20 protein-coding genes and 1 pseudogene are annotated in these 21083 nt (G+C 71.2%); 11 read left to right on the forward strand and 10 right to left on the reverse strand.

The features are described from left to right. Positions 1–32: 32 nt before the first annotated feature. The gene (locus H8B08_RS16975) at positions 33–857 is read left to right on the forward strand and encodes a DUF1206 domain-containing protein (RefSeq protein ID WP_187451382.1); all 825 of its coding nucleotides are present in this window, start codon (positions 33–35) and stop codon (positions 855–857) included. Positions 858–860: 3 nt separating this feature from the next. Here the strand turns inward: H8B08_RS16975 and H8B08_RS16980 are convergent, their stop codons facing one another. Further along, entirely contained in the window at positions 861–1220 is a 360-nt protein-coding gene (locus H8B08_RS16980; protein ID WP_187451383.1) for a DUF983 domain-containing protein, read from the reverse strand. A 148-nt stretch (positions 1221–1368) separates the two neighbouring features. On the opposite strand from H8B08_RS16980, the gene H8B08_RS16985 reads away from it, so the two are divergent. After that, positions 1369–2982, forward strand: a complete 1614-nt coding sequence (locus tag H8B08_RS16985; protein WP_187451384.1) for a glycosyltransferase family 39 protein — start codon at positions 1369–1371, stop codon at positions 2980–2982. On the opposite strand, the gene H8B08_RS16990 is transcribed toward H8B08_RS16985, so the two are convergent. From H8B08_RS16990 to H8B08_RS17000, 3 genes are all read right to left on the reverse strand, one after another. After that, a complete protein-coding gene (locus H8B08_RS16990) occupies positions 2966–4567 on the reverse strand; it encodes a phytoene desaturase family protein (RefSeq protein WP_370545515.1) in 1602 nt (533 codons plus the stop codon). The genes H8B08_RS16985 and H8B08_RS16990 overlap by 17 nt on opposite strands. A 189-nt stretch (positions 4568–4756) precedes the next feature. After that, positions 4757–5971, reverse strand: coding sequence for an imidazolonepropionase (gene hutI, locus H8B08_RS16995; RefSeq protein ID WP_187451385.1), 1215 nt, complete (start codon positions 5969–5971; stop codon positions 4757–4759). Further along, positions 5968–6720 carry a UTRA domain-containing protein gene (locus tag H8B08_RS17000; protein ID WP_187451386.1) on the reverse strand — a complete coding sequence of 251 codons (753 nt, stop codon included), beginning with the start codon at positions 6718–6720 and terminating at the stop codon, positions 5968–5970. Before H8B08_RS17000 ends, hutI begins: the two co-directional genes overlap by 4 nt. A 284-nt stretch (positions 6721–7004) precedes the next feature. Between H8B08_RS17000 and H8B08_RS17005 the strand changes: the two genes are divergently transcribed. The 4 genes from H8B08_RS17005 to hutG are packed head-to-tail and all read left to right on the forward strand — an operon-like array spanning position 7005 to position 12388. Continuing rightward, entirely contained in the window at positions 7005–8372 is a 1368-nt protein-coding gene (locus tag H8B08_RS17005) for a formimidoylglutamate deiminase (RefSeq protein ID WP_187451387.1), read from the forward strand. Positions 8373–8381: 9 nt separating this feature from the next. After that, a complete protein-coding gene (gene hutU / locus H8B08_RS17010) occupies positions 8382–10052 on the forward strand; it encodes a urocanate hydratase (RefSeq protein ID WP_187451388.1) in 1671 nt (556 codons plus the stop codon). A 2-nt stretch (positions 10053–10054) separates the two neighbouring features. Then, positions 10055–11590, forward strand: coding sequence for a histidine ammonia-lyase (gene hutH, locus H8B08_RS17015; RefSeq protein ID WP_187451389.1), 1536 nt, complete (start codon positions 10055–10057; stop codon positions 11588–11590). Between the two features lie 3 nt (positions 11591–11593). Next, positions 11594–12388: an N-formylglutamate deformylase gene (gene hutG, locus H8B08_RS17020; protein WP_187451390.1), complete on the forward strand. Its 795-nt coding sequence runs from the start codon at positions 11594–11596 to the stop codon at positions 12386–12388. Positions 12389–12454: 66 nt separating this feature from the next. Here hutG and H8B08_RS17025 read toward each other — a convergent pair whose 3' ends face one another. Beyond that, positions 12455–12703, reverse strand: coding sequence for a hypothetical protein (locus H8B08_RS17025; RefSeq protein ID WP_187451391.1), 249 nt, complete (start codon positions 12701–12703; stop codon positions 12455–12457). Positions 12704–12821: 118 nt separating this feature from the next. On the opposite strand from H8B08_RS17025, the gene folD reads away from it, so the two are divergent. Next, a complete protein-coding gene (folD, locus tag H8B08_RS17030) occupies positions 12822–13751 on the forward strand; it encodes a bifunctional methylenetetrahydrofolate dehydrogenase/methenyltetrahydrofolate cyclohydrolase FolD (RefSeq protein ID WP_187451392.1) in 930 nt (309 codons plus the stop codon). Continuing rightward, a complete protein-coding gene (locus H8B08_RS17035) occupies positions 13748–14959 on the forward strand; it encodes an NAD(P)/FAD-dependent oxidoreductase (RefSeq protein WP_187451393.1) in 1212 nt (403 codons plus the stop codon). The genes folD and H8B08_RS17035 overlap by 4 nt, the downstream gene beginning before the upstream one ends. On the opposite strand, the pseudogene H8B08_RS19390 reads toward H8B08_RS17035, so the two are convergent. The 5 genes and pseudogenes from H8B08_RS19390 to H8B08_RS17055 all read right to left on the reverse strand — a co-directional run. Next, positions 14958–15050: pseudogene (locus H8B08_RS19390) on the reverse strand (hypothetical protein); the annotation flags it as partial. The gene H8B08_RS17035 and the pseudogene H8B08_RS19390 overlap by 2 nt on opposite strands. A gap of 13 nt (positions 15051–15063) precedes the next feature. Beyond that, the gene (locus tag H8B08_RS17040; protein WP_187451394.1) at positions 15064–15357 is read right to left on the reverse strand and encodes an Hpt domain-containing protein; all 294 of its coding nucleotides are present in this window, start codon (positions 15355–15357) and stop codon (positions 15064–15066) included. Beyond that, positions 15354–15734 carry a response regulator gene (locus H8B08_RS17045; protein WP_187451395.1) on the reverse strand — a complete coding sequence of 127 codons (381 nt, stop codon included), beginning with the start codon at positions 15732–15734 and terminating at the stop codon, positions 15354–15356. Before H8B08_RS17045 ends, H8B08_RS17040 begins: the two co-directional genes overlap by 4 nt. Then, complete coding sequence (locus tag H8B08_RS17050; RefSeq protein ID WP_187451396.1) at positions 15731–18214, reverse strand: response regulator; 2484 nt, start codon at positions 18212–18214, stop codon at positions 15731–15733. Before H8B08_RS17050 ends, H8B08_RS17045 begins: the two co-directional genes overlap by 4 nt. Beyond that, positions 18192–18572, reverse strand: coding sequence for a response regulator (locus H8B08_RS17055; protein WP_187451397.1), 381 nt, complete (start codon positions 18570–18572; stop codon positions 18192–18194). The genes H8B08_RS17050 and H8B08_RS17055 overlap by 23 nt, the downstream gene beginning before the upstream one ends. 167 nt (positions 18573–18739) lie before the next feature. Here H8B08_RS17055 and H8B08_RS17060 point away from each other — a divergent pair, with 167 nt between their 5' ends. From H8B08_RS17060 to H8B08_RS17070, 3 genes are read left to right on the forward strand one after another with little or no spacing between them, the layout of a single operon-like run. Beyond that, on the forward strand, positions 18740–19444 hold the full coding sequence (locus tag H8B08_RS17060) for a CoA transferase subunit A (RefSeq protein WP_187451398.1): 705 nt from the start codon (positions 18740–18742) through the stop codon (positions 19442–19444). Then, complete coding sequence (locus H8B08_RS17065; protein ID WP_187451399.1) at positions 19444–20103, forward strand: 3-oxoacid CoA-transferase subunit B; 660 nt, start codon at positions 19444–19446, stop codon at positions 20101–20103. Before H8B08_RS17060 ends, H8B08_RS17065 begins: the two co-directional genes overlap by 1 nt. Before the next feature lie 53 nt (positions 20104–20156). Further along, complete coding sequence (locus H8B08_RS17070) at positions 20157–21074, forward strand: toxic anion resistance protein (protein ID WP_187451400.1); 918 nt, start codon at positions 20157–20159, stop codon at positions 21072–21074. The last annotated feature ends 9 nt before the right edge of the window (positions 21075–21083 follow it).

The following is a 21083-nucleotide window of genomic DNA, read 5'->3' on the forward strand; positions in this document are numbered from 1 at the left end:
AACGGCGAGGGCCGACGGCGCGTTAAGCCGCCATGGGCCTTCGCCGTCCCCGTTCGCGCGCCGAACTCTTCGAAGCCTCCGCCCGCTTCGGCTACGCGGCCCGCGGCTTCGTCTATCTCGTCGTCGGTGCCTTCGCCCTGTTCGCGGCCTTCGAGCTGCGCGGCGACGCGGTCGGGACGCACGGGGTTCTGGGCGCCTTCGCCCGCTGGCCGCTGGGCGCGCTCTGGCTGGGAACGGTGGGCGTCGGCCTGTGGGGTTTCACCGCCTGGCGCCTGGCTCAATGCGTGCTGGACGCCGACCGTCGCGGCTCGGACATCAAGGCGCTGGCCGTCCGGGCCGGCCAGGGCCTTAGCGCGGTGATCTACGGCGCCCTCGCCTGGTCCGCCTTCAGCGCCATCGACGGGCTCGAATCGTTCCGTAGCGAGGACGCCGAAACCCGAGAGACCACCGCGCGGATCATGGCCCTGCCGCTCGGAGAACTGATCGTCGCGGGCGTCGCCCTGTTCGTGCTCGCCGCCGGCGTCGCCAATGTCGGCCACGCATTCCGCCATGACTTTCGCGACGACCTTCGCCTCGAAGGCGCGACGGCCCGGCGGGTCGCGCGCCTGGCGAAGGCGGGCTACGCCGCGCGGGGCGGCGCCTTCCTGCTGTTCGGCGGGTTCCTGCTCAGGGCGGCGCTGAACGCCCGAGCGGCCGAGGCGCGCGGCCTTGGCGGCGCGCTGCAGGCCCTGGAGGCCTTGCCCTTCGGCTCCGGGCTGCTGGCGGCGGCGGGGGCCGGGCTCATCGCCTTCGGCCTCTACGGCTTCGTGGAGGCGCGCTTCCGCCGCGTGCGCGCGCCAGACGACCTGCGCCGCTGATCGCTACTGCAGCGGCTTCACCGTCCCGGTCGCCCAGTGGGCGCCGACCACCGCGCCCTTGACGAACGGCAGCAGGGTCAGGGTCACCACGGCCAGGGCCGGCACCACCGTGCCCACCACCAGCACCGGCGAGGCGGTCCACACGAAGTCGAACAGCAGCACCGGCGCGATGAACAGGTGGCCGACGATCAGGATGGTGAAGTAGGGCGGCGCGTCGTCGGCCGGATAACGGCCGTTCTCGTGCCCGCACGCCTCGCAGGTCCCGCGCACCTTCAGATAGCCGGTGAACAGCCGCCCCTCCCCGCAATTCGGGCAGCGGTGCTTGAGGCCGCGCTTCAGGCCGGTGAGCAGGGATCGGGTCATCAACGCCTCGCTGGAGGCCGCCCGAATGGCGCCTACGCGCGCACGGCTCAAGGCGGCCGATCGCCCCGCTTTAATCCCAACCGTCACCGGTGTCAGGAACAATGCTGGCCACCCCCGGTTACGGAGGCCGCAAACGGCGGAGGCGGCCATGTACCTTCCGCGTGGCGTTCTGGACGTAGTGGGGGCCTGGCGCACTGAACCGGGGACGCGGCGGAACGGCCTTCGCGACGCCGCCCTGCCGCTGGCCGGCATCGTCCTGGTGGCGGCGCTCCTGCGCTTCTACTCGGTGACCCAGCCGCTGACCGACGCCTTCAGCTGGCGCGAGGCGAGTACGGCCATGATGGCCGACAACTTCCATCAGCGGAACTGGAACGTCCTGTTTCCCGAAGTCAGCTGGACCGGCCCCGGCCCCAGCTACCAGGGCCGCGAGTTCCAGGTGATCAGCTACATCACCGCCCTCCTCTACGCCGTTTTCGGCTGGCACGACTGGTTCGGCCGCGCGGTGGCGGCCGGCTTCGGCCTGTGGAGCGTGGTCGCCCTGCACAGGCTCGTCGATCGGCTGTTCGGGCGCGCCCAGGCCCACGCCGCGGCCCTGACGCTGGCGCTGATGCCAGGCGCGGTGATGGTCGATTCCTCCTTCCTCCCCGACCCGGCCATGCTGGCCTTCGCCTTGAGCGGGCTCTGGGCCCTGGTCGCCTGGCTGCAGAACGAACGGCCCTGGCAGCTGCCGCTGGCGGCCGCCCTCGTCTCGATGGCCGTGCTGGCCAAACCGCCCGGCGCGGTGGTCCTGGTTCCGGCCGCCTACGCCTGCGCCAGCCTTTTGAGCCGACGCGGCGCCATGACCCGAGAACGCGTCCTGCACCTGGTCGCCGCTCTGGCCGCCGCGGCCGTGGCGCCGGTCGCCTACTTCAGCTGGGCGGTCTGGCTCGGCACCCACACGCCGCCCTATCACGTGGCCGGGGCCGGCTTCTTCTGGGACCACTTCGGCGAAGACGTGCGGGCGCTGCTCTTCATTCCGCAAGCGGCGCACGAGATCCGGATCTGGTTTCTGACCTTTCCCTTCGCCCTGTTGGCGGCCGTGGGCCTGTTCACCGGAGCGCCGAAGACCACGCGCGGCGCGCCCTGGATCTTCCACGCCTGGCTGCTCGGGTGCGCCGGCTTCTATGTGCTCGCGGCTCGCGAGATCACCAGCAATCCCTGGAATCTCATGATCTTCGCGCCGCCCTTCGCCGGCCTGGCCGGCCGCGGGCTGGTCGCCACGGTGCGCGCGTTCGACGGCGCGCTCCACACCTGGCCCGCCCGCGCACGGATCGCCGCCGCCGCGGTCCTGCTGACCTGGGCCAGCTTCAACGCCGTGGCCATGATGAAGCGGCCCTATTCGGAGACCTCGCGCCATCTCGGCCAGGAGCTCGCGCGTATCGCCGGGCCCGACGATCTCGTGGTCACCGCCGTCACCAGCATCGGCGACCCGATCGGGATCTATTACAGCCGCCGTCGCGGCTGGGTCTTTCCGCCCGGCGGGGGCAGCGGCGACTGGCGCCGGCTCCAGGAAGACCGCGGGGCCATCGCAGCGCTCGAGCGCCTGCGCGCGGAGGGGGCCGACTGGTTCGGCGTGACCCGGGACGCCACCGACAGCCAGGGCCGCAAGCTGGTCGACTTCAACCCGCGCCTCATCGCCCGTCTCGACCGGATCGGCCAGCGGGTGGTCGACGACGAGCGGGTGGTGATCTGGAGGCTGCCGCCGGTCACGCCCAGCGCTTGAAGTCCTTCAGGATCTCGTGCGCCGCGTTGTGGCCCGGCGCGCCGGTGACGCCGCCGCCCGGGTGGGTGCCCGAGCCGCACATGTAGAGCCCCTGCACCGGCGCGCGGTGGCTGCCGTGGCCCAGCACCGGGCGGGCGCTGAACAGCTGGTCCAGGCCGAGCTGGCCGTGGAAGATGTCGCCGCCGACCAGGCCGAAGGTCCGCTCCAGGTCCAGCGGCGACATGATCTGGCGGCCCAGCACCGAGGCCTTGAAGCCCGGCGCGTACTTGTCGACCGTGGCGATCATCAGGTCGGCCACCTCGTCCCGGTGGGCGTCCCAGGAGCGGCCGCCCGACAGCTGCGGCTCGACGTGCTGGCAGAACAGGCTGGCCACGTGCTGGCCGGCCGGCGCCAGGCTGTCGTCCAGGGTGGACGGGATCAGCATCTCGACGATCGGCTCCTTCGACCAGCCGTCCCGGCGCGCGTCCATGAAGGCGCGGTCCATGTAGGCCAGCGAGGGGGCGATGATGATGCCGGCGGTCAGGTGGTCGCCGGCCTCCGGCAGGGCCGAGAACTTCGGCAGCTCCGACAGGGCCACGTTCATCCGGAAGGTGCCCGAGCCGGAGCGGTAGCGGGCCATGCGCTCGCGGAAGTCGGCCGGCAGCAGGGCCGGATCCAGCAGCTTCTCGAAGGTGAGCTTGGGGTGCAGGTTCGACACCACGGCGCGGGCGCGGAGCGTGTCGCCGGCGGCGGTGACCACGCCAACGGCGCGGCCGTTCTCGGTCAGGATCTCGCTGACAGCGCTGTCGGTGTGGATCTCCACGCCCTTGGCGCGGCAGGCCGAGGCCATGGCCTGGGTGATGGCGCCCATGCCGCCGATGGCGTGGCCCCAGGCCCCCTTCTCGCCGTTCACCTCGCCGAACACGTGGTGCAGCAGCACGTAGGCCGAGCCCGGCGTGTAGGGGCTGTTGAAGGCGCCGACAACGCCGTCGAAGCCGTAGGCGGCCTTGATCGGGTCGCTTTCGAACCAGCCGTCCAGCCAGTCGCCGGCCGACTGCGAGAACAGGGCCAGCAGGTCGCGCCGGGCGGTCAGGTCCAGCCCGGCCATGCGCTTGCCGAGCGAGGCGGACTTCAAGAGCTCCGGCAGGGCCTGCATCCAGCCGCCCTCGACCATGTTGGGCGGGGTCTGCAGGACGATGTCGCGCAGCACGTCGGCGATGGCGTCCAGCCGCTCGCCGTAAGCGTCGAGCCGGTCGGCGTCCTTCTGCGAGAACTTGGCGACCTCGGCCTTGGTGCGGTCGCCGCCCATGGCCAGGTACTCGCGGTCGTTCAGCGGCAGGAAGTTGGCCAGCTTGCGCTTGACCACCTGCAGCCCGTGGCCGGGCAGGTCGAGGTCACGGATGACCTTGGGGTTCAGCAAGCTGACCGTGTAGCTGGCCACCGAGTTGCGGAAGCCCGGGTGGAACTCCTCGGTCACCGCCGCCCCGCCGACCACCGAGCGGCGCTCCAGCACCGTCACCTTCAGGCCGGCGTTCGCCAGGTACCAGGCGCAGACGAGGCCGTTGTGGCCGCCGCCGATGATCAGGATGTCGGTGGAAGTAGTCACGGGGCGACTCGCTGCTCTCTAAGCCTCAAGCACTACACGATCCTTCTCCACTCGCCCGCCCCCACGTCGTCACCCTCGGGCTTGTCCCGAGGGCCCAGGGTTCAGGCGGCAGGGGGGCGATCGTCGGCCCGCGTCGTGCGACGGACGGCTGGGCCCTCGGGACAAGCCCGAGGGTGACGATCTTTTCTGTCAGGCGCGCGGCTCGCCCGCCAGATACGCGCGATCCAACAGCGGCTTGCCGATCCAGTAGCTGAGCTCGGCCGGGGTCTCGATATTCCAGACCGCGACGTCGGCCGCCTTGCCGGCCCCCAGCGTGCCGATCTCAGCCTGCAGCCCCAACGCCTTGGCGGCGTGGCGGGTGGCGCCGGCCAGCGCCTCTTCCGGGGTCAGGCGGAACTGCACGCAGGCCAGGGTCAGGCAGGTCTGCAGCGAGGCCACCGGCGAGGTGCCGGGGTTGCAGTCGCTGGCCACCGCCATGACCACCCCGGCCTTGCGGAAGGCCTCGATCGGCGGCGGGGTTTTCTCGCGCAGAATGGTGAAGGCGCCCGGCAGCAGGACGGCGACGACGCCGGCGGCGGCCATCGCACGGACGCCCTCCTCCGACGTGTGCTCGACGTGGTCGGCCGACAGGGCGCCGTAGCGGGCGGCCAGGGCCGCGCCGCCGCCGTCGGACAGCTGGTCGGCGTGCAGCTTCACCGGCAGGCCCAGCGCGCGGGCCTTTCCGAACAGCCGCGCGACCTCTTCGGCGCTGAAGGCGATCGGCTCGCAATAAGCGTCGACCACGTCGACCAGGCCTTCCGCGTGCGCGGCCGGCAGGATCTCGTCGATCGCCAGGTCGACGTAGGTCGTGCGGTCTTGCCTATACTCCGGCGGCAGCGCGTGCAGGCCGAGGTAGCTGGTCGACACCCGCACCCCACCGACGCGGCCGACCTCGCGGGCGACGCGCAGCATCTTCAGCTCGGCCTCGTGCTCAAGGCCGTAGCCGCTCTTGATCTCGACCGTGGTGACGCCGTCGCGCTTCAGGCCGTCCAGACGCGCCAGCGCCTCGTCCAGCAGCTCCGGCTGGGAGGCGCCGCGGGTCTTGTTGACGGTGGAGACGATGCCGCCGCCGGCCCGGGCGATCTCCTCGTAGGTGGCGCCCTTCAGGCGCATCTCGAACTCGTCGGCGCGGTCGCCGCCGAACACCAGGTGCGTGTGGCAGTCGATCAGGCCCGGCGTGATCCAGCGCCCGTCCAGCCGATCGGTCTGGCGCGCCTTCACGTCGACCGGCAGCTCGGCCTGCGGGCCGATCCAGGCGATCTTCCCGTCGCGGATCAGCGCGGCGGCCTTGTCGATGGCCCCGTAGGGCGCGCCCGGGACCATGGTGGCGGCGCGGCAGTCGATCAGCAGGCGGTCGTAGGTCATTCGTCGTCTCCGGCAATATCTCCGGCGCGACCGACCGGCGGGGCGATCTCGCCCGACAGCACGTAACGCGTGCCCGGATAGATCAGGCGCGCCACGGTCAATACAGCCCCGTCGGGCGCGCGGGTGACCCGCTCGACCTCCAGCGCCGGCTCCTCGGGGCCCATGCGCAAAAGGAAACGCGTCTCCATCGGCGGCATCACCGCGCGCACCACGGCGCGGCCAGCCGGATACGGGACCTTGCCCATCAGGAAGGCGAAATAGCTTTCGGCCGCCGGATCCAGGTCCTCGACGCCCGGCACCCGGGCCGGGTCGATCAGGCGGTCCTCGATCTGCAGCGGCGTGTCGTTCTCGAAGTGAAGAAGGCGCGCGTGCAGCAGGCGCTCGCCCGGCGGCAGCTGGAACAGGGCCGCCTCGGCGGCCGAGGCGCAGCGCACGTCATGGTCCAGCACCTCGCAGCGGTGGCGTCCGCCCCGCTCGGCGATCTCGTCGGCGACGTCGGTCAGCCGGGCGTGCAGCACGTGCGCCCGCGGCGGCGCCACGAAGGTGCCCAGCCCCTTCACCCGGCGCAGATACCCTTCGGCGGTCAGCGCCTTGAGGGCGTGGTGGACGGTCATCCGGCTGGTCCCGAACCGGGCGACCAGTTCGGTCTCCGACGGCACCCGCGCGCCGGGGGCCCATTCGCCGCCGACGATCTTCCCGAGCACGAAGGCGCGGATTTCGCCCTGCAGGCTGGAGGTGGGTTCGCGCAACCGAAGCGACTCCATGGACAACCTGCCTATACAAGCGGACCGAGCAACGGAGTGCAAGCGACCTTCCCATCGTCGTCCCCATCGGGCTCGTCCCGAGGGCCCAGCGATCCGCCGCTTCCACGGGCGAGGAGACACGCGGACGCTCAAGCTGCGAATGCCGTGCAGCCGCCACCCTGGGCCCTCGGGACAAGCCCGAGGGTGACGAATGTTATTGGGGCTGACCGCTTGCACCACGTCTCGCGCGCCGCTAGCCTGAAACTTGCCTATACAAGCTGGATTCCCGAATGCGTCTGTTCGCGCCGCAAGCCCGCCTGCCGCACGGCTGGGCCGAGAACGTGCTGATCGAGGTCGACGAGCGCGGCCTGATCACCGCCGTCACCGAGGGCGCGAGCCCGGACGGCGCGACCCGCCTGCCCGGCCCGATCCTGCCCGCCGTCCCCAACCTGCACAGCCACGCCTTCCAGCGCGGCATGGCGGGCCTGGGCGAGCGGCGCGGGGCCGAGGGCGACGACTTCTGGTCCTGGCGCGAGGTGATGTACCGCTTCCTCGACCGGATGACGCCGGAGGACCTGGAGGCGGTGGCCGCCCGGCTCTACGTCGAGATGGTCGAGGCCGGCTATTCCCGGGTCTGCGAGTTCCACTACGTCCACAACGACGCCGACGGCAGGGCCTACGCCGACCCGCTGGAGACCGCCCGCGCCCACATCCGCGCGGCCAAGACCGCCGGCATCGCGCTGACCCTGGTGCCGGTGCTCTATTCGCACAGCAACTTCGGCGGCCAGCCGCCCAAGCACGGCCAGCGCCGCTTCATCCAGTCGACCGACGCCTACCTGGCGCAGATCGAGGCGCTGGGCGTCGAGGCGGCGCGCGAGGATTTCGACCTGGGCGTCAGCGTCCACAGCCTTCGCGCCGCCACGCCCGAGCAGATCGCCGAGGTGCTGAAGACCGTGCCGGCCACCCTGCCCGTCCATATCCACGTGGCCGAGCAGACCAAGGAGGTCGACGACTGCCTGGCCTGGTCGGGCGCCCGCCCGGTCGAGTGGCTGCTGGACAATGTCGGCCTCGACGACCGCTGGCGGCTGGTGCACGCCACTCACATGACTCCAGAGGAGACCCGCCGCACGGCCGAGAGCGGCGCGGTGGCGGTGGTCTGCCCGACCACCGAGGGCAACCTCGGCGACGGCTTCTTCGACGTCGACGGCTGGTTCGCGGCCGGCGGCGCCTTCGGGATCGGCACCGACAGCCACGTCTCCATCGACCCGCGCGAGGAGCTGCGCTGGTTCGAGTACGCGCGGCGCCTGCGTCACCGTAAGCGCGGCCTGGCCGCCACGCCCTCGCAGCCCTATCCGGGCGCGCGCCTGTGGCTGGACGCGGCCACGGCCGACGACCGGGGCGGCGGCGCGCCGACGGGTGCGATCGCGCCGGCCAAGCTGGCCGACTTCGTGGTGCTGGACGCCGACGCGCCGCTGATCGGCGGCCGCTCGGGCGACGCCCTGATCGACAGCTTCGTCTTCGTTTCGAACGCCGGGCCCTCGCCGATCCGCGAGACCTGGATCAAGGGCCGCCGCGTCACCGACGCCGGCCGCCACCCGCAATCCGAACAGACCGCCCGCGCCTACGCCGAAACCGTGCGCCGGCTCGCGGCCGACTAAGGAATGAGCATGACCAAGACCCTCGGCAACGTCCGCACCGTCCGGGCCCCGCGCGGCCCGGAGATGAGCTGCAAGACCTGGGGCGCGGAAGCCGCGCTCCGCATGCTGATGAACAACCTCGACCCCGAGGTGGCCGAGCGGCCGGAAGACCTGGTGGTCTACGGCGGCATTGGCAAGGCGGCCCGCAACTGGGAGGCCTTCGACCGCATCGTCGCCTCGCTGAAGACGCTGGAGGCCGACGAGAGCCTGCTGGTCCAGTCGGGCAAGCCGGTCGGGATCTTCCGTACCCATCCGGACGCCCCGCGCGTGCTGATCGCCAACTCCAACCTGGTGCCCAAGTGGGCCGACTGGGCCCACTTCAACGAGCTCGATCGCAAGGGGCTCATGATGTACGGCCAGATGACGGCCGGCTCGTGGATCTACATCGGCACCCAGGGCATCGTTCAGGGCACCTACGAGACCTTCGTCGAGGCGGGCCGCCAGCACTACGGCGGCGACCTGTCGGGCAAGTGGATCCTGACCGCGGGCCTCGGCGGCATGGGCGGCGCCCAGACCCTGGCCGCGACCATGGCCGGCGCCTCGTGCCTGGCGATCGAGTGCCAGCGTTCGCGCCTCGAAAAGCGCCTTGAGACCCGCTACCTCGACGTCGCGGTGGAGGACCTCGACGAGGCCCTGCGCCTGATCGACGAGAGCGTGAAGGCCAAGAAGCCGTTGTCGGTCGGCCTGCTCGGCAACGCCGCCGAGATCCTGCCCGAGCTGGTCAAGCGCGGCGTGCGCCCCGACATCGTCACCGACCAGACCAGCGCCCACGACCTGGTCAACGGCTACCTGCCGGCCGGCTGGACCGTCGCCGAGTGGGAAGAGAAGCGCGTTTCTGATCCTGCCGCCGTCGAGAAGGCCGCGCGCAAGTCGATCGTCGCCCACGTGCAGGCCATGCTGGACTTCTGGAAGGCGGGGATCCCGACGCTGGACTACGGCAACAACATCCGCCAGGTGGCCAAGGACGAGGGCCTGGAGCACGCCTTCGACTTCCCGGGCTTCGTGCCGGCCTACATCCGCCCACTGTTCTGCCGCGGCGTCGGCCCGTTCCGCTGGGCCGCCCTCTCCGGCGATCCGGAGGACATCTACAAGACCGACGCGGCCATGAAGAAGCTGTTCCCCGAGAACAAGCACCTGCACCAGTGGCTGGACATGGCCAAGGAGCGGATCGCCTTCCAGGGCCTGCCCGCGCGCATCTGCTGGATCGGCCTGGGCGACCGTCACCGCGCCGGCCTGATGTTCAACGAGATGGTCGCCTCGGGCGAGCTGAAGGGCCCGGTCGTGATCGGCCGCGACCACCTGGACAGCGGTTCGGTCGCCAGCCCCAACCGCGAGACCGAAGCCATGATGGACGGCTCGGACGCCGTCTCCGACTGGCCGCTGCTGAACGCCCTGCTGAACACCGCCGGCGGCGCCACCTGGGTGTCGCTGCACCATGGCGGCGGCGTGGGCATGGGCTACTCCCAGCACTCGGGCGTGGTCATCGTCGCCGACGGCACCCCGGAAGCGGCCAAGCGGCTGGAACGCGTGCTGTGGAACGATCCCGGCACCGGCGTGATGCGCCACGCCGACGCCGGCTACGACATCGCCAAGCAATGCGCCCGCGAGCAGGGCCTGAAACTGCCGTCGCTGGAGGGCTGAGCATGGCCAACGTGATCACCCTGGGGGCCGGCTCCCTCTCGCTGGCCCAGCTGCGCCAGGTTCTGGTCGCCCCGGTCCGCGTCGAGATCGCCCCCTCCGCGCTGGGCGCGCTCGACGCCGGCGCGGCGGCGGTGGCGAACATCATCGACAGCGGCGCGACGGTGTACGGCATCAACACGGGCTTCGGCCTGCTGGCCAACACCCGCATCGCCCGCGAAGACCTGGAGACCCTGCAGAAGAACCTGGTGCTGAGCCACGCCTGCGGCGTCGGCGCCCTGCTGCCCGACGCCATCGTGCGGCTGATGACGGTGCTGAAGATGGCCTCGCTGTCGCGCGGCGCCTCGGGCGTGCGGCGCGAGACGGTGCTGGCGCTCAAGGCGCTGCTGGATGCGGAAGTCTATCCCTGCATCCCGGCCAAGGGCTCGGTCGGCGCCTCGGGCGACCTGGCGCCGCTGGCCCACCTGTCGGCGGTGCTGATCGGCTGGGGCGAGGCGCGCGTGAACGGCCGCATCCTGCCGGCCGTCGAAGCTCTCGCGATCGCCGGCCTGAAGCCGATGGTGCTGGGCCCGAAGGAAGGCCTGGCGCTCTTGAACGGCACCCAGTTCTCCACCGCCGTGGCCCTGGCCGGCCTGTTCGCGGCCGAGGACGTGTTCGCCGCGGCGCTCGCCGCCGGCGCCATGTCGGTCGACGCGCTGAAGGGCTCGGACACCCCGTTCGATCCGCGCATCCACGCCCTGCGCGGCCAGCCCGGCCAGATCGACGTCGCGGCCATGCTGCGCGGCCTGATCGCCGGCTCGGAAATCCGCGAGTCGCACCGTCACGAGTGCGGCAAGGTGCAGGATCCCTACTCGCTGCGCTGCCAGCCGCAGGTGATGGGCGCGGTGCTGGACGTGCTGCGCTCGGCCGCCCGCATGCTGGAGACCGAGGCCTGCGGCGTGACCGACAACCCGCTGGTGTTCGCCGACACCGGCGAAGTGCTGTCGGGCGGCAACTTCCACGCCGAGCCGGTGGCTTTCGCCGCCGACATGATCGCCATGGCGCTCTGCGAGATCGGCAACATCTCCGAGCGCCGGACCTCGATCCTGGTCGACCCGAAGATGAGCGGCCTGCCGGCTTTCCTGGTGCGTGAGAGCGGGCTGAACTCCGGCTTCATGATCGCCCAGGTCACCGCCGCCGCCCTGGTGTCGGAAAACAAGATGCTGGCCCACCCGGCGGTGGTCGACACGGTGCCGACCTCGGCCAACCAGGAGGACCACGTGTCCATGGCCGCCCACGGCGCGCGCCGGCTGCTCGACATGGCCGACAACGCCGCCGGCGTGGTGGCGATCGAACTGCTGTCGGCCGCCCAGGGTCTGGACTTCCTGCGGCCGCTGCGCAGCTCCGCCCCGGTCGAGCGGACCCACGCCGAAGTCCGCTCGCAGGTGGCGCCGTACGAGCAGGATCGCTACTTCGCCCCCGACATCGAGCGCGCCTCGGCGATCGTGCGGTCCGGCTGGTTCCGCTCCATCGCCGGCGCCCTGCTGCCTTCGGAGTCCTGATCCATGAGCGTCCCGCCGTTCCGCTTCCGTGAGGGTTCCGGCCCGCTGGTCGTGGCCATGCCGCATGTCGGCACCCACGTGCCGCCGGACATCGCCGAGGGCCTCACGGACCTGGGGCGGCGGGTGCTCGACACCGACTGGCACATCGACAAGCTGTACGGCTTCCTCGACGAGGCCGACGTCACCACGGTGATCGCCACCCACTCGCGCACCGTGGTCGACCTGAACCGCGCGCCGGAGAACACCCCGCTCTATCCGGGGCGGTTCGAGACCGGCCTGTTGCCCATGACCACCTTCGACGGCGAGCCGCTTTACCAGGCCGACCGCGAGCCGGACCAGGCGGAAACGGCGCGGCGGCTGGAGACCTACTGGCGGCCCTACCACGCCCAGCTCTCGGCGGCGCTGGAGGCGACTAAGGCGAAGCACGGCTACGCCCTGCTGCTCGACGCCCATTCGATCCGGGCCGAGATTCCGATGCTGTTCGAAGGCCGCCTGCCCGACGTCAACGTCGGCACCGCTGACGGGGCCAGCGCCTCGCCCGCCCTGACCGAGCGTCTGGCGGGCGTGCTCGGGGCTCAAGACGCCTTCACCTGGGTGGTGAACGGACGCTTCAAGGGCGGCTGGACCACCCGCAACTACGGCAAGCCGGCCGAGGGCGTGCACGCCGTCCAGTTCGAACTGGTCCAGGCCGCCTACATGCACGAGGCGACGCCGGAGACCTTCGACCCGGCCAAGGCCGAGGCCATGCAGGGACTTCTCAAGACGCTTGTCGCCGAGATCGCGGCGTTCCGGCCGTAGGCACGCCGCCGCCACCTCCCGTACAGAGCGCCGCCAAATGACGACGCTCCAGAATCGGGCTACCGCCTAGGCCATCGCCCCCGCCGCCATGGCGGCCTCGAACGCCCGGTCGGCCACCCGAGTGCGTGCCAGGGTGACGAACGCCGCCAGCATTTCCCCCGGACTGCGGTCGTTGGCGGCGTCCAGGCCCAGGCCGCTGAGCGCCCAGTCCAGGGTGTGGCTGTGACGGCTGAGGGCGGCCTCGCCCAGCTCCTCGAGAAGGAGCAGGCTGGCGCCCAGAAGCTCTACGTCGGACGGTTCGCACTCACGTGACATGCGAATCATCCGAATCCGATTTGGTGAACAAAAGATTCACGACGTCGGCCGCGGCGGACGCCACACGGCCCAGCATCTTGGCGTTTTCCGAACGCGCCCGGCCCGCTATACCCGGCGCATGTCCGACACCGCCCCCACCGCCCGCGTCATCGACGGCAAGGCCTACGCCGCGGCGCTGCGCGCCCGCATCGCCCGCGCCGTGGAAACCCTGAAGCTCCGCCATAACCTGCAGCCCGGCCTGGCCGTCGTGATCGTCGGCGAGGATCCGGCCAGCCAGATCTACGTGCGCAACAAGGGCGAGCAGACCCACGAAGCGGGCATGCGCTCCGACACCCACCGGCTGGACGCCTCGACCACCGAGGAACAGCTGCTGTCGCTGATCGACGCCCTGAACGGCGACCCGCACATTCACGGCATCCTGGTGCAGCTGCCGCTGCCGGCGCACATCGACGCCACCAAGGTGCTGGCCGCCATCGACCCGGACAAGGATGTCGACGGCTTCCACATCATCAACGTCGGCCGCCTGGCCGCCGGCCTGCCGGGCCTGGTGCCTTGCACCCCGCTGGGCTGCCTGATGCTGCTGAAGGACCTGCACGGCGACCTGACCGGCAAGCGCGCGGTGGTGATCGGCCGCTCCAACATCGTCGGCAAGCCGATGGCCCAGCTGCTGCTGGGCGAGAGCTGCACGGTGACGATCGCCCACTCGCGCACCAGGGACCTGCCGGCGGTCTGCCGCGAGGCCGACATCCTGGTCGCCGCCGTCGGCCGCCCCGAGATGGTCAAGGCCGACTGGATCAAGCCGGGCGCGACGGTGATCGACGTCGGCATCAACCGCGTGCCCTCGCTCGACCCGGTGAAGGCGGCCGAGGGCAAGACCCGCGTGGTCGGCGACGTCGACTTCAAGGAGGCCGCCGCGGTGGCCGGCGCGGTCACCCCGGTGCCGGGCGGCGTCGGGCCGATGACCATCGCCTGCCTGCTGCTCAACACCTACACCTCGGCGTGCCGCGCGGCCGGGATCGAGCCTGAGCTGCCGGAGCTGGCCGCTTGAGCCGGGTCGTCGTCGTCGGAGCCGGCCACGCCGGCGGGTCGGTCGCGGCCTTCCTGCGCCAGTTCGGCTTCGAGGGCGAAATCGTCCTGATCGGCGAGGAGCCGCTGGTCCCCTACCAGCGCCCGCCGCTGTCGAAGGCCTGGCTGAAGGGCGAGGCGGATTTCGACAGCCTGCTGCTGCGCCCCTCGGAGTTCTACGCCGAGGCCGGGGTCGACCTGCGGCTGGGCGAGCGCGTGGTCGAGATCGACCGGCGGCTGAAGCTGGTGCGCCTCTCGAACGGCGAACCGGTCTCCTACGACCAGCTGGTGCTGGCCACCGGCTCGGTGACCCATAAGCTGCCGGTCCCGGGCGGCGACCACCCCGCCCTGCTGGAGCTGCGCACCGCCGCCGACGCCGACAAGCTCAAGGCGCGACTGACGCCGGGCGCGCGGCTGATCGTGGTGGGCGCCGGCTATGTCGGCCTGGAGGTCGCGGCCTCGGCCCGCGCGCTCGGCTGCGAGGCGGTCGTGGTGGAGCGTGAGGCGCGGGTGATGGCGCGGGTCGCCTCCGAGCCGCTGTCGAAGTTCTTCGAAGCCTACCACCGGTCCAGGGGCGTCGAGATCCTGACCGGCGCGGCGGTGACCGCCATCGAGGCGCAGGGACGCGCCGTGCGCCTGGCCGACGGCCGGGCGGTGATGGGCGAAGCGGTGCTGGTCGGCATCGGCGCCGCCGCCAACGACGCCCTGGCGCGCAGCGCCGGCCTGACCTGCGACGGCGGGATCGTCGTCGACCTGGAGGCGCGCACGTCGGATCCGGCGATCTTCGCGATCGGCGACTGCACCCGCCGCCCCCTGCCCCTCTACGAGGCCCGCGCGCGGCTGGAGAGCGTGCCCAACGCGCTGGAGCAGGCCAAGCAGGCCGCCGCCGCCATCGCCGGCCACGCGGCCCCGGCTAGCGAGGTGCCGTGGTTCTGGTCGGACCAGTACGACCTGAAGCTCCAGATGGCCGGCCTGGCGATCGGCGACGACCGGCTGGTCGTGCGCGGCGATCCGGCCGAGGCGAAGTTCGCCGTCTTCCACCTGGCCGGCGAGCGCGTGCTGGCGGTCGAGGCGGTCAACGCCCCGCCCGAGTTCATGGCCGGCAAGCAGCTCATCGCCAGGCGCACGCCGGTGGACGTCGCCAAGCTGGCCGACCCGAGCGTGTCCATGAAGACGGTGGCGGCGGGCTGAGCAGCCGCCCTCGTCCTTCGACAAGCTCAGGATGATGGCTACTCAGAGCGCCGTAGAAATCCTCATCCTGAGCTTGTCGAAGGACGAGGATTTCGGGCCCGCCCTCACCCGCACGCCCGCACCACCGCCCCGGTCAGCTCCACCACACGGCCCAGCACGTCCGGCGGCACGGACTTGTCGGCGACCAGCAGGTCGTCGGCTTCGCCGGCGGCGGCGCTGAGCTCGGCGAAGCCGAAGGTGCCGGCGGCGCCGGACAGGCGGTGGACGACGAAGCGCAGGTCTTCGGCCGAGACCGCCTTCGGGTCGGCCAGGGCGCGTTCGATCACCGGCAGGTCCTCAACGCAGCGCGCCGCGAACCGCCGCTTCAAAGCTTCGAACCGGTCCTCGAGCTCGCTCACCCGGCGGCGCGCGACAGGATGGCGCGCAGTTCGAGGGCCAGCGTCATGGGGTCGAAGGGCTTGGTGATCACGCCGACCGCTCCCAGCGACAGAAAGCGCGCCGTCTCATGGGCCTGGGCGCGCGCGGTGATGAAAACGACCGGGGTCTCGGCGTGTTCCGGGCGCTTGCGCAGGGCCTCCAGCACGGCCGGGCCGTCCATCACCGGCATCATCACGTCCAGCAACACGACGTCGGGGCGGTAGCCGCTCTCGTCCAGCATGGACAGGGCCTCGCCGCCGGAGGAGGCCGACTTGACCTCGAGGTCCGGGTCGATCTCCAGCGCCATCACCGCAACGTCGCGGATGTCCGGCTCGTCGTCGACGTAGAGGATCTTCACTCGGAGCCCTCCTCCCGGACCACGTCATGAACCGCGCTGACCAGGTCGGCCAGCGAGGTCCGCGACTTGACCAGCACGGCCGCAACCGACGCGCTGAGATCGCCCGAGGTGTCCTGGGCGGAGAACACCACCACCGGAATCGGCTTGTCGTCCTCGTCCTTCAGCTCGGGCAGCAGGTCCAGGCCCGAGCCGTCCTGCAGTTCGAGGTCGAGGATCACCAGGTCGGGCTTGCGCTCGGCCAGGCAGGCGCGCGCCTCGGCCAGGCCGGCCACGGACAGCACCTCGCAGCAGTCGCGAAGCGCCGTGGCCACGATCTCGCGGATGTCGGGGTCGTCGTCAACGTGCAGCACCACGGTCGCGCCGGGCGCGGCCTGGCCGACGGTGTTGCGCACCAGGTCGGCCAGCCGGTCAGGGTCGACCGGTTTCTCGATCCAGTCGGTCACCTCCAGCGCGCGCACGTCGCGGGCGCGGCCCCGCGCGCTCTCGCCGGAGACGATCACCACGGGCATGCCGCGGGTCTCGGGCCGGGTGCGCAGCTCGCGCACCAGGTCCATGCCGTCGCCGTCGGGCAGGCGCAGGTCCAGCACCAGGGCGCCGTGGCGGCCGTCGGCCAGGATCTTGCGGGCGTCGGCCAGGGTGTCGGCGGTGTCGACCTTCAGCCCCTCGTCCTCCAGCGTCGCCTGCAGCATGGCCGAGGCCAGGGCGTCGTCCTCGACCAGCAGCACGCGGTCGCGCGGCTGCTCGGGCACGTCGTCCAGGGCCGGAAGGTCGAGGTGGAAGGCGGTGCCGCCGCCCTCGGGGCTCTCGAACCACAGCCGCCCGCCGTGGCGCTCGGCGATGCCCTTGGCGATGTGCAGGCCCAGGCCCGTGCCGCCCTTGCCGCGGGCGTCCGACGCATCGGCCTGTGCGAAGCGGGTGAAGATGCGGTCGCGGAAGGCGGCCGGAATGCCCGGCCCGGCGTCGACCACGCTGACCCGCGCCTTGCCGCCCTCGCGCGCCACCTTCACGCGCACGGCGTCGCCGCGGGGCGAGTACTTCACCGCGTTGGAGATCAGGTTGTTGAGGATCTGCACCAGGCGGTCGGAGTCGGCCCGCACCTTGACCGACGGACCGGGCTCCAGCGCCAGTTCGACCCCGAACTGGTCGGCGTAGCCGCGCATGGCGTCGATGGCGCGGGTGGCGGTCTCGGCCAGGTCGATCGGCGCCATCAGGAACGGCAGGGTGCCGGACTCCAGCTTCTCCAGGTCCAGCATGTCGTTGATCAGGCGCACCAGCCGCTGGCTGTTGGACTGGGCGATGCCGATCAGGCGAGCGGCTTTCTCCGGCAAAGGACCCGCGGCGCCGCCGGCGACCAGGCCCAGCGAGCCGGCGATCGAGGTCAGGGGCGTGCGCAGCTCGTGGCTGACGGTCGAGACGAACTCGTCCTTCAGGCGCTCGACCTCGCGGCGGCTGGAGATGTCGCGGATGAAGATCACCGCGCGCTCGCCCTCGGGCAGGTGGGCGTAGGTGACCGACACCTCCATCGGGAAGGTCGAGCCGTCCTTGCGCTGGCCGGTGACGTCGCGGCGGTAGCCGCCGCGTCCGACGTTCTCGGCCGACCACAGGATGCTGAGCGCCTCGTCGCCCTCGTGCGGCGGCCGGATTCGACGGGTGTCGACGCCGTCCAGCTCGCCCTCGTCATAGCCGAACAGCCGCTCGGCCGCCGGGTTTGCGTTCTCGATCACGCCTTCCTGAGTGACCAGCAGGATGCCGTCGGTGGCGGCGTCGAACACCGCGCGCTGGCGCTCGTACTGGCTCTCGATCGAGTACAGCAGCGCCTTGCGGGTGCGTTCATAGCGGCGGACCAGGAAGACGATGACCGCCGCGCCGACGCCCAGGCCCAGGAACTGGACCACCACGATCCACTCGATCCGGTCGGCGCTGCGGCTCTGCTCGCGCAGGCCCCGGGTGATGGTCGCATCTTCGACCTGGGTGATGGCGTCCATGCCCGCCCGGGTGCGCCGCATCAGGTCCTCGCCCGCGCCGCTCGCGACCGAGCGTTGGGCGGCCGGCTGGCCCTGCTGGTCGCGCAGGCGCATGACCTCGCGCATGTTCTCCAGCCGCTCGGTGACCAGGGCGTGCAGGGCGTCGAGGCGCTGCTTTTGCGCCGGCTCTGCGGCGAGGCTCGTGGCCAGGGTGCGCCAGTGGGCGACCAGGTGCTCAGCCTTGACCTCGAACTCGCGTCGGAAGGCCGGCTGGCCGGTCAGGGCGTAGTTGAGCTCGGCGCTTTCGGCGCTCTCCAGATACTGCTGCGCTTCGCCGAGCACGCGCCGGTGCTCGATGTCGGCGTGCAGCGCGTTCTTCAGCGCGCGGGCCTGCTCGAGTTCGTGAAACAGCCAGACGCCGGTGGCGGTCAGGAAGGCCGCGAGCACGACGCCGAGAACGGCGGCGGCGCGGGCTCCCGGCGCGCGGGAGCGATCAGGTGCGGGGTGCCGCTGCATCGCCGGTCACCGCGGCCTCAAGGTCCGCCTCGGAGATCGGCTTGGTCAGGCTGGCGTCGGCGCCGATCTGGCGGGCCAGATCCAGATAGATCTGCGGCCCCACACGTCCCCCGCCCGAAATGGCCACGATCCGCAGATCCGGACGCGTGCGGCGCAGCTGGCCGATCGCCTCCAGCCCGTCGCGGTCGGGCATCAGAATGTCCACCACCGCCACGTCCGCCTTGCGGGTGCGGATCAGCTCGATCCCCCGCTCGGCCGAGTCCGCCTCGAACACGTCGTGTCCCGTGGCCCTCAGCACGTCGGCCAGGCGGGCGCGGACCAGTTCGTCGTCCTCGATGATGCAGACGGTCTTGCCCACGGGGGTGCGGCTCCAAGTTCGTCTCCAACTCACTAGGGGCGCGCGCGCGTCCCGGCAAGCGCGGACACCGTCGATCCATGATCGTGTTCGTTCTTCGCAGTGCAGCATGTTGCGCGGCGGGATGGCTTTCCCTAAGGACAGCGGGCGGCGCAGGAGAAAGATCCACGATGCGTAAGGTGTACCCCGACGCCAAGGCGGCGCTCGACGGCCTGGTGTTCGACGGCATGACCGTCATGTCCGGCGGTTTCGGGCTCTGCGGCATTCCCGAAAACCTGATCCTCGGCCTGCGCGAGTCGGGCGTGAAGGGGCTGACGGTCATCTCCAACAACGCGGGCGTGGACGACTTCGGTCTCGGCCTGCTGCTGTGGACCAAGCAGATCAAGAAGATGGTCTCGTCCTACGTCGGCGAGAACAAGGAGTTCGAGCGCCAGTACCTGTCCGGCGAGCTCGAGCTGGAGTTCAACCCGCAGGGCACGCTGGCCGAGCGCATCCGCGCGGGCGGCGCGGGCATCCCGGCCTTCTTCACGGCCACCGGCGTCGGCACGCTGGTCGCCGAAGGCAAGGAAGTGCGCGAGTTCAACGGCCGCAAGTACGTGATGGAGACCGGCCTGGTCGCCGATCTGGCCATCGTGAAGGCCTGGAAGGCCGACGAGGCCGGCAACCTGGTGTTCCGCAAAACCGCGCGGAACTTCAACCCGATGATGGCGACGGCGGGCAAGACCACCGTGGTCGAGGTCGAGGAGATCGTGCCGACCGGCTCGCTCGAGCCCGACCAGATCCACACGCCCGGCATCTACGTCGACCGGATCGTGAAGAGCACCTTCGAAAAGCGGATCGAGCAGCGCACCGTGCGCAAGCGGGAGACGGCCTGATGCCCTGGACGCGCGACCAACTGGCCGAAAGGGCCGCCAAGGAGCTGCGCGACGGCTTCTACGTCAACCTGGGCATCGGCATTCCGACCCTGGTGGCCAACTACATCCCCAAGGGCATGACCGTCACCCTGCAGTCGGAAAACGGCATGCTGGGCATGGGCCCCTTCCCCTACGAGGGGGATGAGGACGCCGACCTGATCAACGCCGGCAAGCAGACCATCACCGAGCTGCCGGAGAGCGTCTATTTCTCGTCGGCCGACAGCTTCGCCATGATCCGCGGCGGCCACATCGACCTGTCGATCCTGGGCGCGATGGAAGTGGCCGAGAACGGGGACATCGCCAACTGGATGATCCCGGGCAAGCTCGTGAAGGGCATGGGCGGGGCCATGGACCTGGTGGCCGGCGTCAAGCGCGTGGTCGTGGTCATGGAACACGCCAACAAGCACGGCCAGTCCAAGGTGCTGAAGCGCTGCACCCTGCCGCTGACCGGCGCGGGCGTGGTCAACCGCATCGTCACCGACCTGGCCGTGTTCGACGTGAAGCCGAACGGCGGCGGCCTCGAGTTGATCGAGCTGGCCCCCGGCGTGACGCTGGACGAAGTGGCGGCGAAAACGGAAGCCGCCTTTACGGTTTCCGAAACGTTAAAAACGCTGGCATAATCGCCCCGGGGACACCGCCGGTCGGCGACGGCCGGCGGCACGGGAGGCTGAAGATGTCTGTGGCGACCGCGCCGAAACCTGACGTGTTGCGCGCCGCCGACGCTTCGCGGGTGGCGGCGATCCGCAACAGCCTGGACCTGAACGACGCCGAAGCGGTGGTGCTGTTCGGCGAGCGCGCGCGGCGCGAGGTCACCGCCAGCACGGAGCGGCTGCTGGCCGAGGTGCGCGGCCGCGACGTGGCGGAATCCGCCGAGATCCTGCAGCGCGCCGCGAAGACCATCGAGGCCCTGGACGCCTCCACGCTGGAGGCGCGCGGCCTGTTCGCCAGCCACGCCGGCCGCCTGAAGAAGTTCCGCGCAGGCTTCGAAGAAGCCGCGGCGATGATCGAGGGCCTGGAAGGCGACCTGAAGGAGCGGGCCGAACGCCTGGCCCACAAGGTCAAGGCGCTGAACGCCCTGCACGACCAGGCCAAGACCTTCATCCTCGAGCTCGACGCCTATCTCGACGCCGGGCGCGCCGGCCTGACCGAAGCCGCCAAGGCGTTGGCGGCGCCGGCGCCGGCGGCCGAAGGGGCGGCGGTGGCGGAAGTCGCCCCGGCGCGCGATCCCGAACGCGTGGGCCGTCTGAGCCGGCGCCTGACCGAACTGGACGCCGTGCGCGCGGCTGCGGTGGGACAACTGCCGCTGGTGCGGGTGGTGCAGAACGTCGACGCGCCGCTGGCCGACCGCCTGGGCGAGGCCGCCAGGGCGCTCGCCGCCTGGCGCGCCGACTGGGCCGAACTGCTGGGCCTGGTGGGTGTTCGCCGCGGCCGGCGCATGCGCCCCGACCAGGTCTCGCTGGCCGAAACTAAGGCCACGGTCCTGAAGGCCGCGCGGGCGCCGCTCGCCGAGCTGGAGGAAGGCCGCGCCCGCCGCGCCGAAACCGAGGCGCGGATGGAGCAGACCGCCGAGACGGTGCGCCGCCCCGGCTGAGTCTCTCCC

Origin of the sequence: Caulobacter sp. 17J80-11, assembly GCF_014349105.1 — a bacterium.
GTDB lineage: Bacteria > Pseudomonadota > Alphaproteobacteria > Caulobacterales > Caulobacteraceae > 17J80-11.

What these genes read in the sequence shown, in the direction of transcription:
- H8B08_RS17060 (WP_187451398.1), top strand. Translation starts at nt 18,740, where the DNA reads ATGCGTAAGGTGTACCCCGACGCCAAGGCGGCGCTCGACGGCCTGGTG.
- H8B08_RS17050 (WP_187451396.1), bottom strand. Translation starts at nt 18,214, where the DNA reads ATGCAGCGGCACCCCGCACCTGATCGCTCCCGCGCGCCGGGAGCCCGC.
- H8B08_RS17070 (WP_187451400.1), top strand. Translation starts at nt 20,157, where the DNA reads ATGTCTGTGGCGACCGCGCCGAAACCTGACGTGTTGCGCGCCGCCGAC.
- hutU (WP_187451388.1), top strand. Translation starts at nt 8,382, where the DNA reads ATGACCAAGACCCTCGGCAACGTCCGCACCGTCCGGGCCCCGCGCGGC.
- H8B08_RS16975 (WP_187451382.1), top strand. Translation starts at nt 33, where the DNA reads ATGGGCCTTCGCCGTCCCCGTTCGCGCGCCGAACTCTTCGAAGCCTCC.
- H8B08_RS16985 (WP_187451384.1), top strand. Translation starts at nt 1,369, where the DNA reads ATGTACCTTCCGCGTGGCGTTCTGGACGTAGTGGGGGCCTGGCGCACT.
- H8B08_RS17065 (WP_187451399.1), top strand. Translation starts at nt 19,444, where the DNA reads ATGCCCTGGACGCGCGACCAACTGGCCGAAAGGGCCGCCAAGGAGCTG.
- hutI (WP_187451385.1), bottom strand. Translation starts at nt 5,971, where the DNA reads ATGACCTACGACCGCCTGCTGATCGACTGCCGCGCCGCCACCATGGTC.
- folD (WP_187451392.1), top strand. Translation starts at nt 12,822, where the DNA reads ATGTCCGACACCGCCCCCACCGCCCGCGTCATCGACGGCAAGGCCTAC.
- H8B08_RS16980 (WP_187451383.1), bottom strand. Translation starts at nt 1,220, where the DNA reads ATGACCCGATCCCTGCTCACCGGCCTGAAGCGCGGCCTCAAGCACCGC.
- hutH (WP_187451389.1), top strand. Translation starts at nt 10,055, where the DNA reads ATGGCCAACGTGATCACCCTGGGGGCCGGCTCCCTCTCGCTGGCCCAG.
- H8B08_RS17025 (WP_187451391.1), bottom strand. Translation starts at nt 12,703, where the DNA reads ATGTCACGTGAGTGCGAACCGTCCGACGTAGAGCTTCTGGGCGCCAGC.
- hutG (WP_187451390.1), top strand. Translation starts at nt 11,594, where the DNA reads ATGAGCGTCCCGCCGTTCCGCTTCCGTGAGGGTTCCGGCCCGCTGGTC.
- H8B08_RS17005 (WP_187451387.1), top strand. Translation starts at nt 7,005, where the DNA reads ATGCGTCTGTTCGCGCCGCAAGCCCGCCTGCCGCACGGCTGGGCCGAG.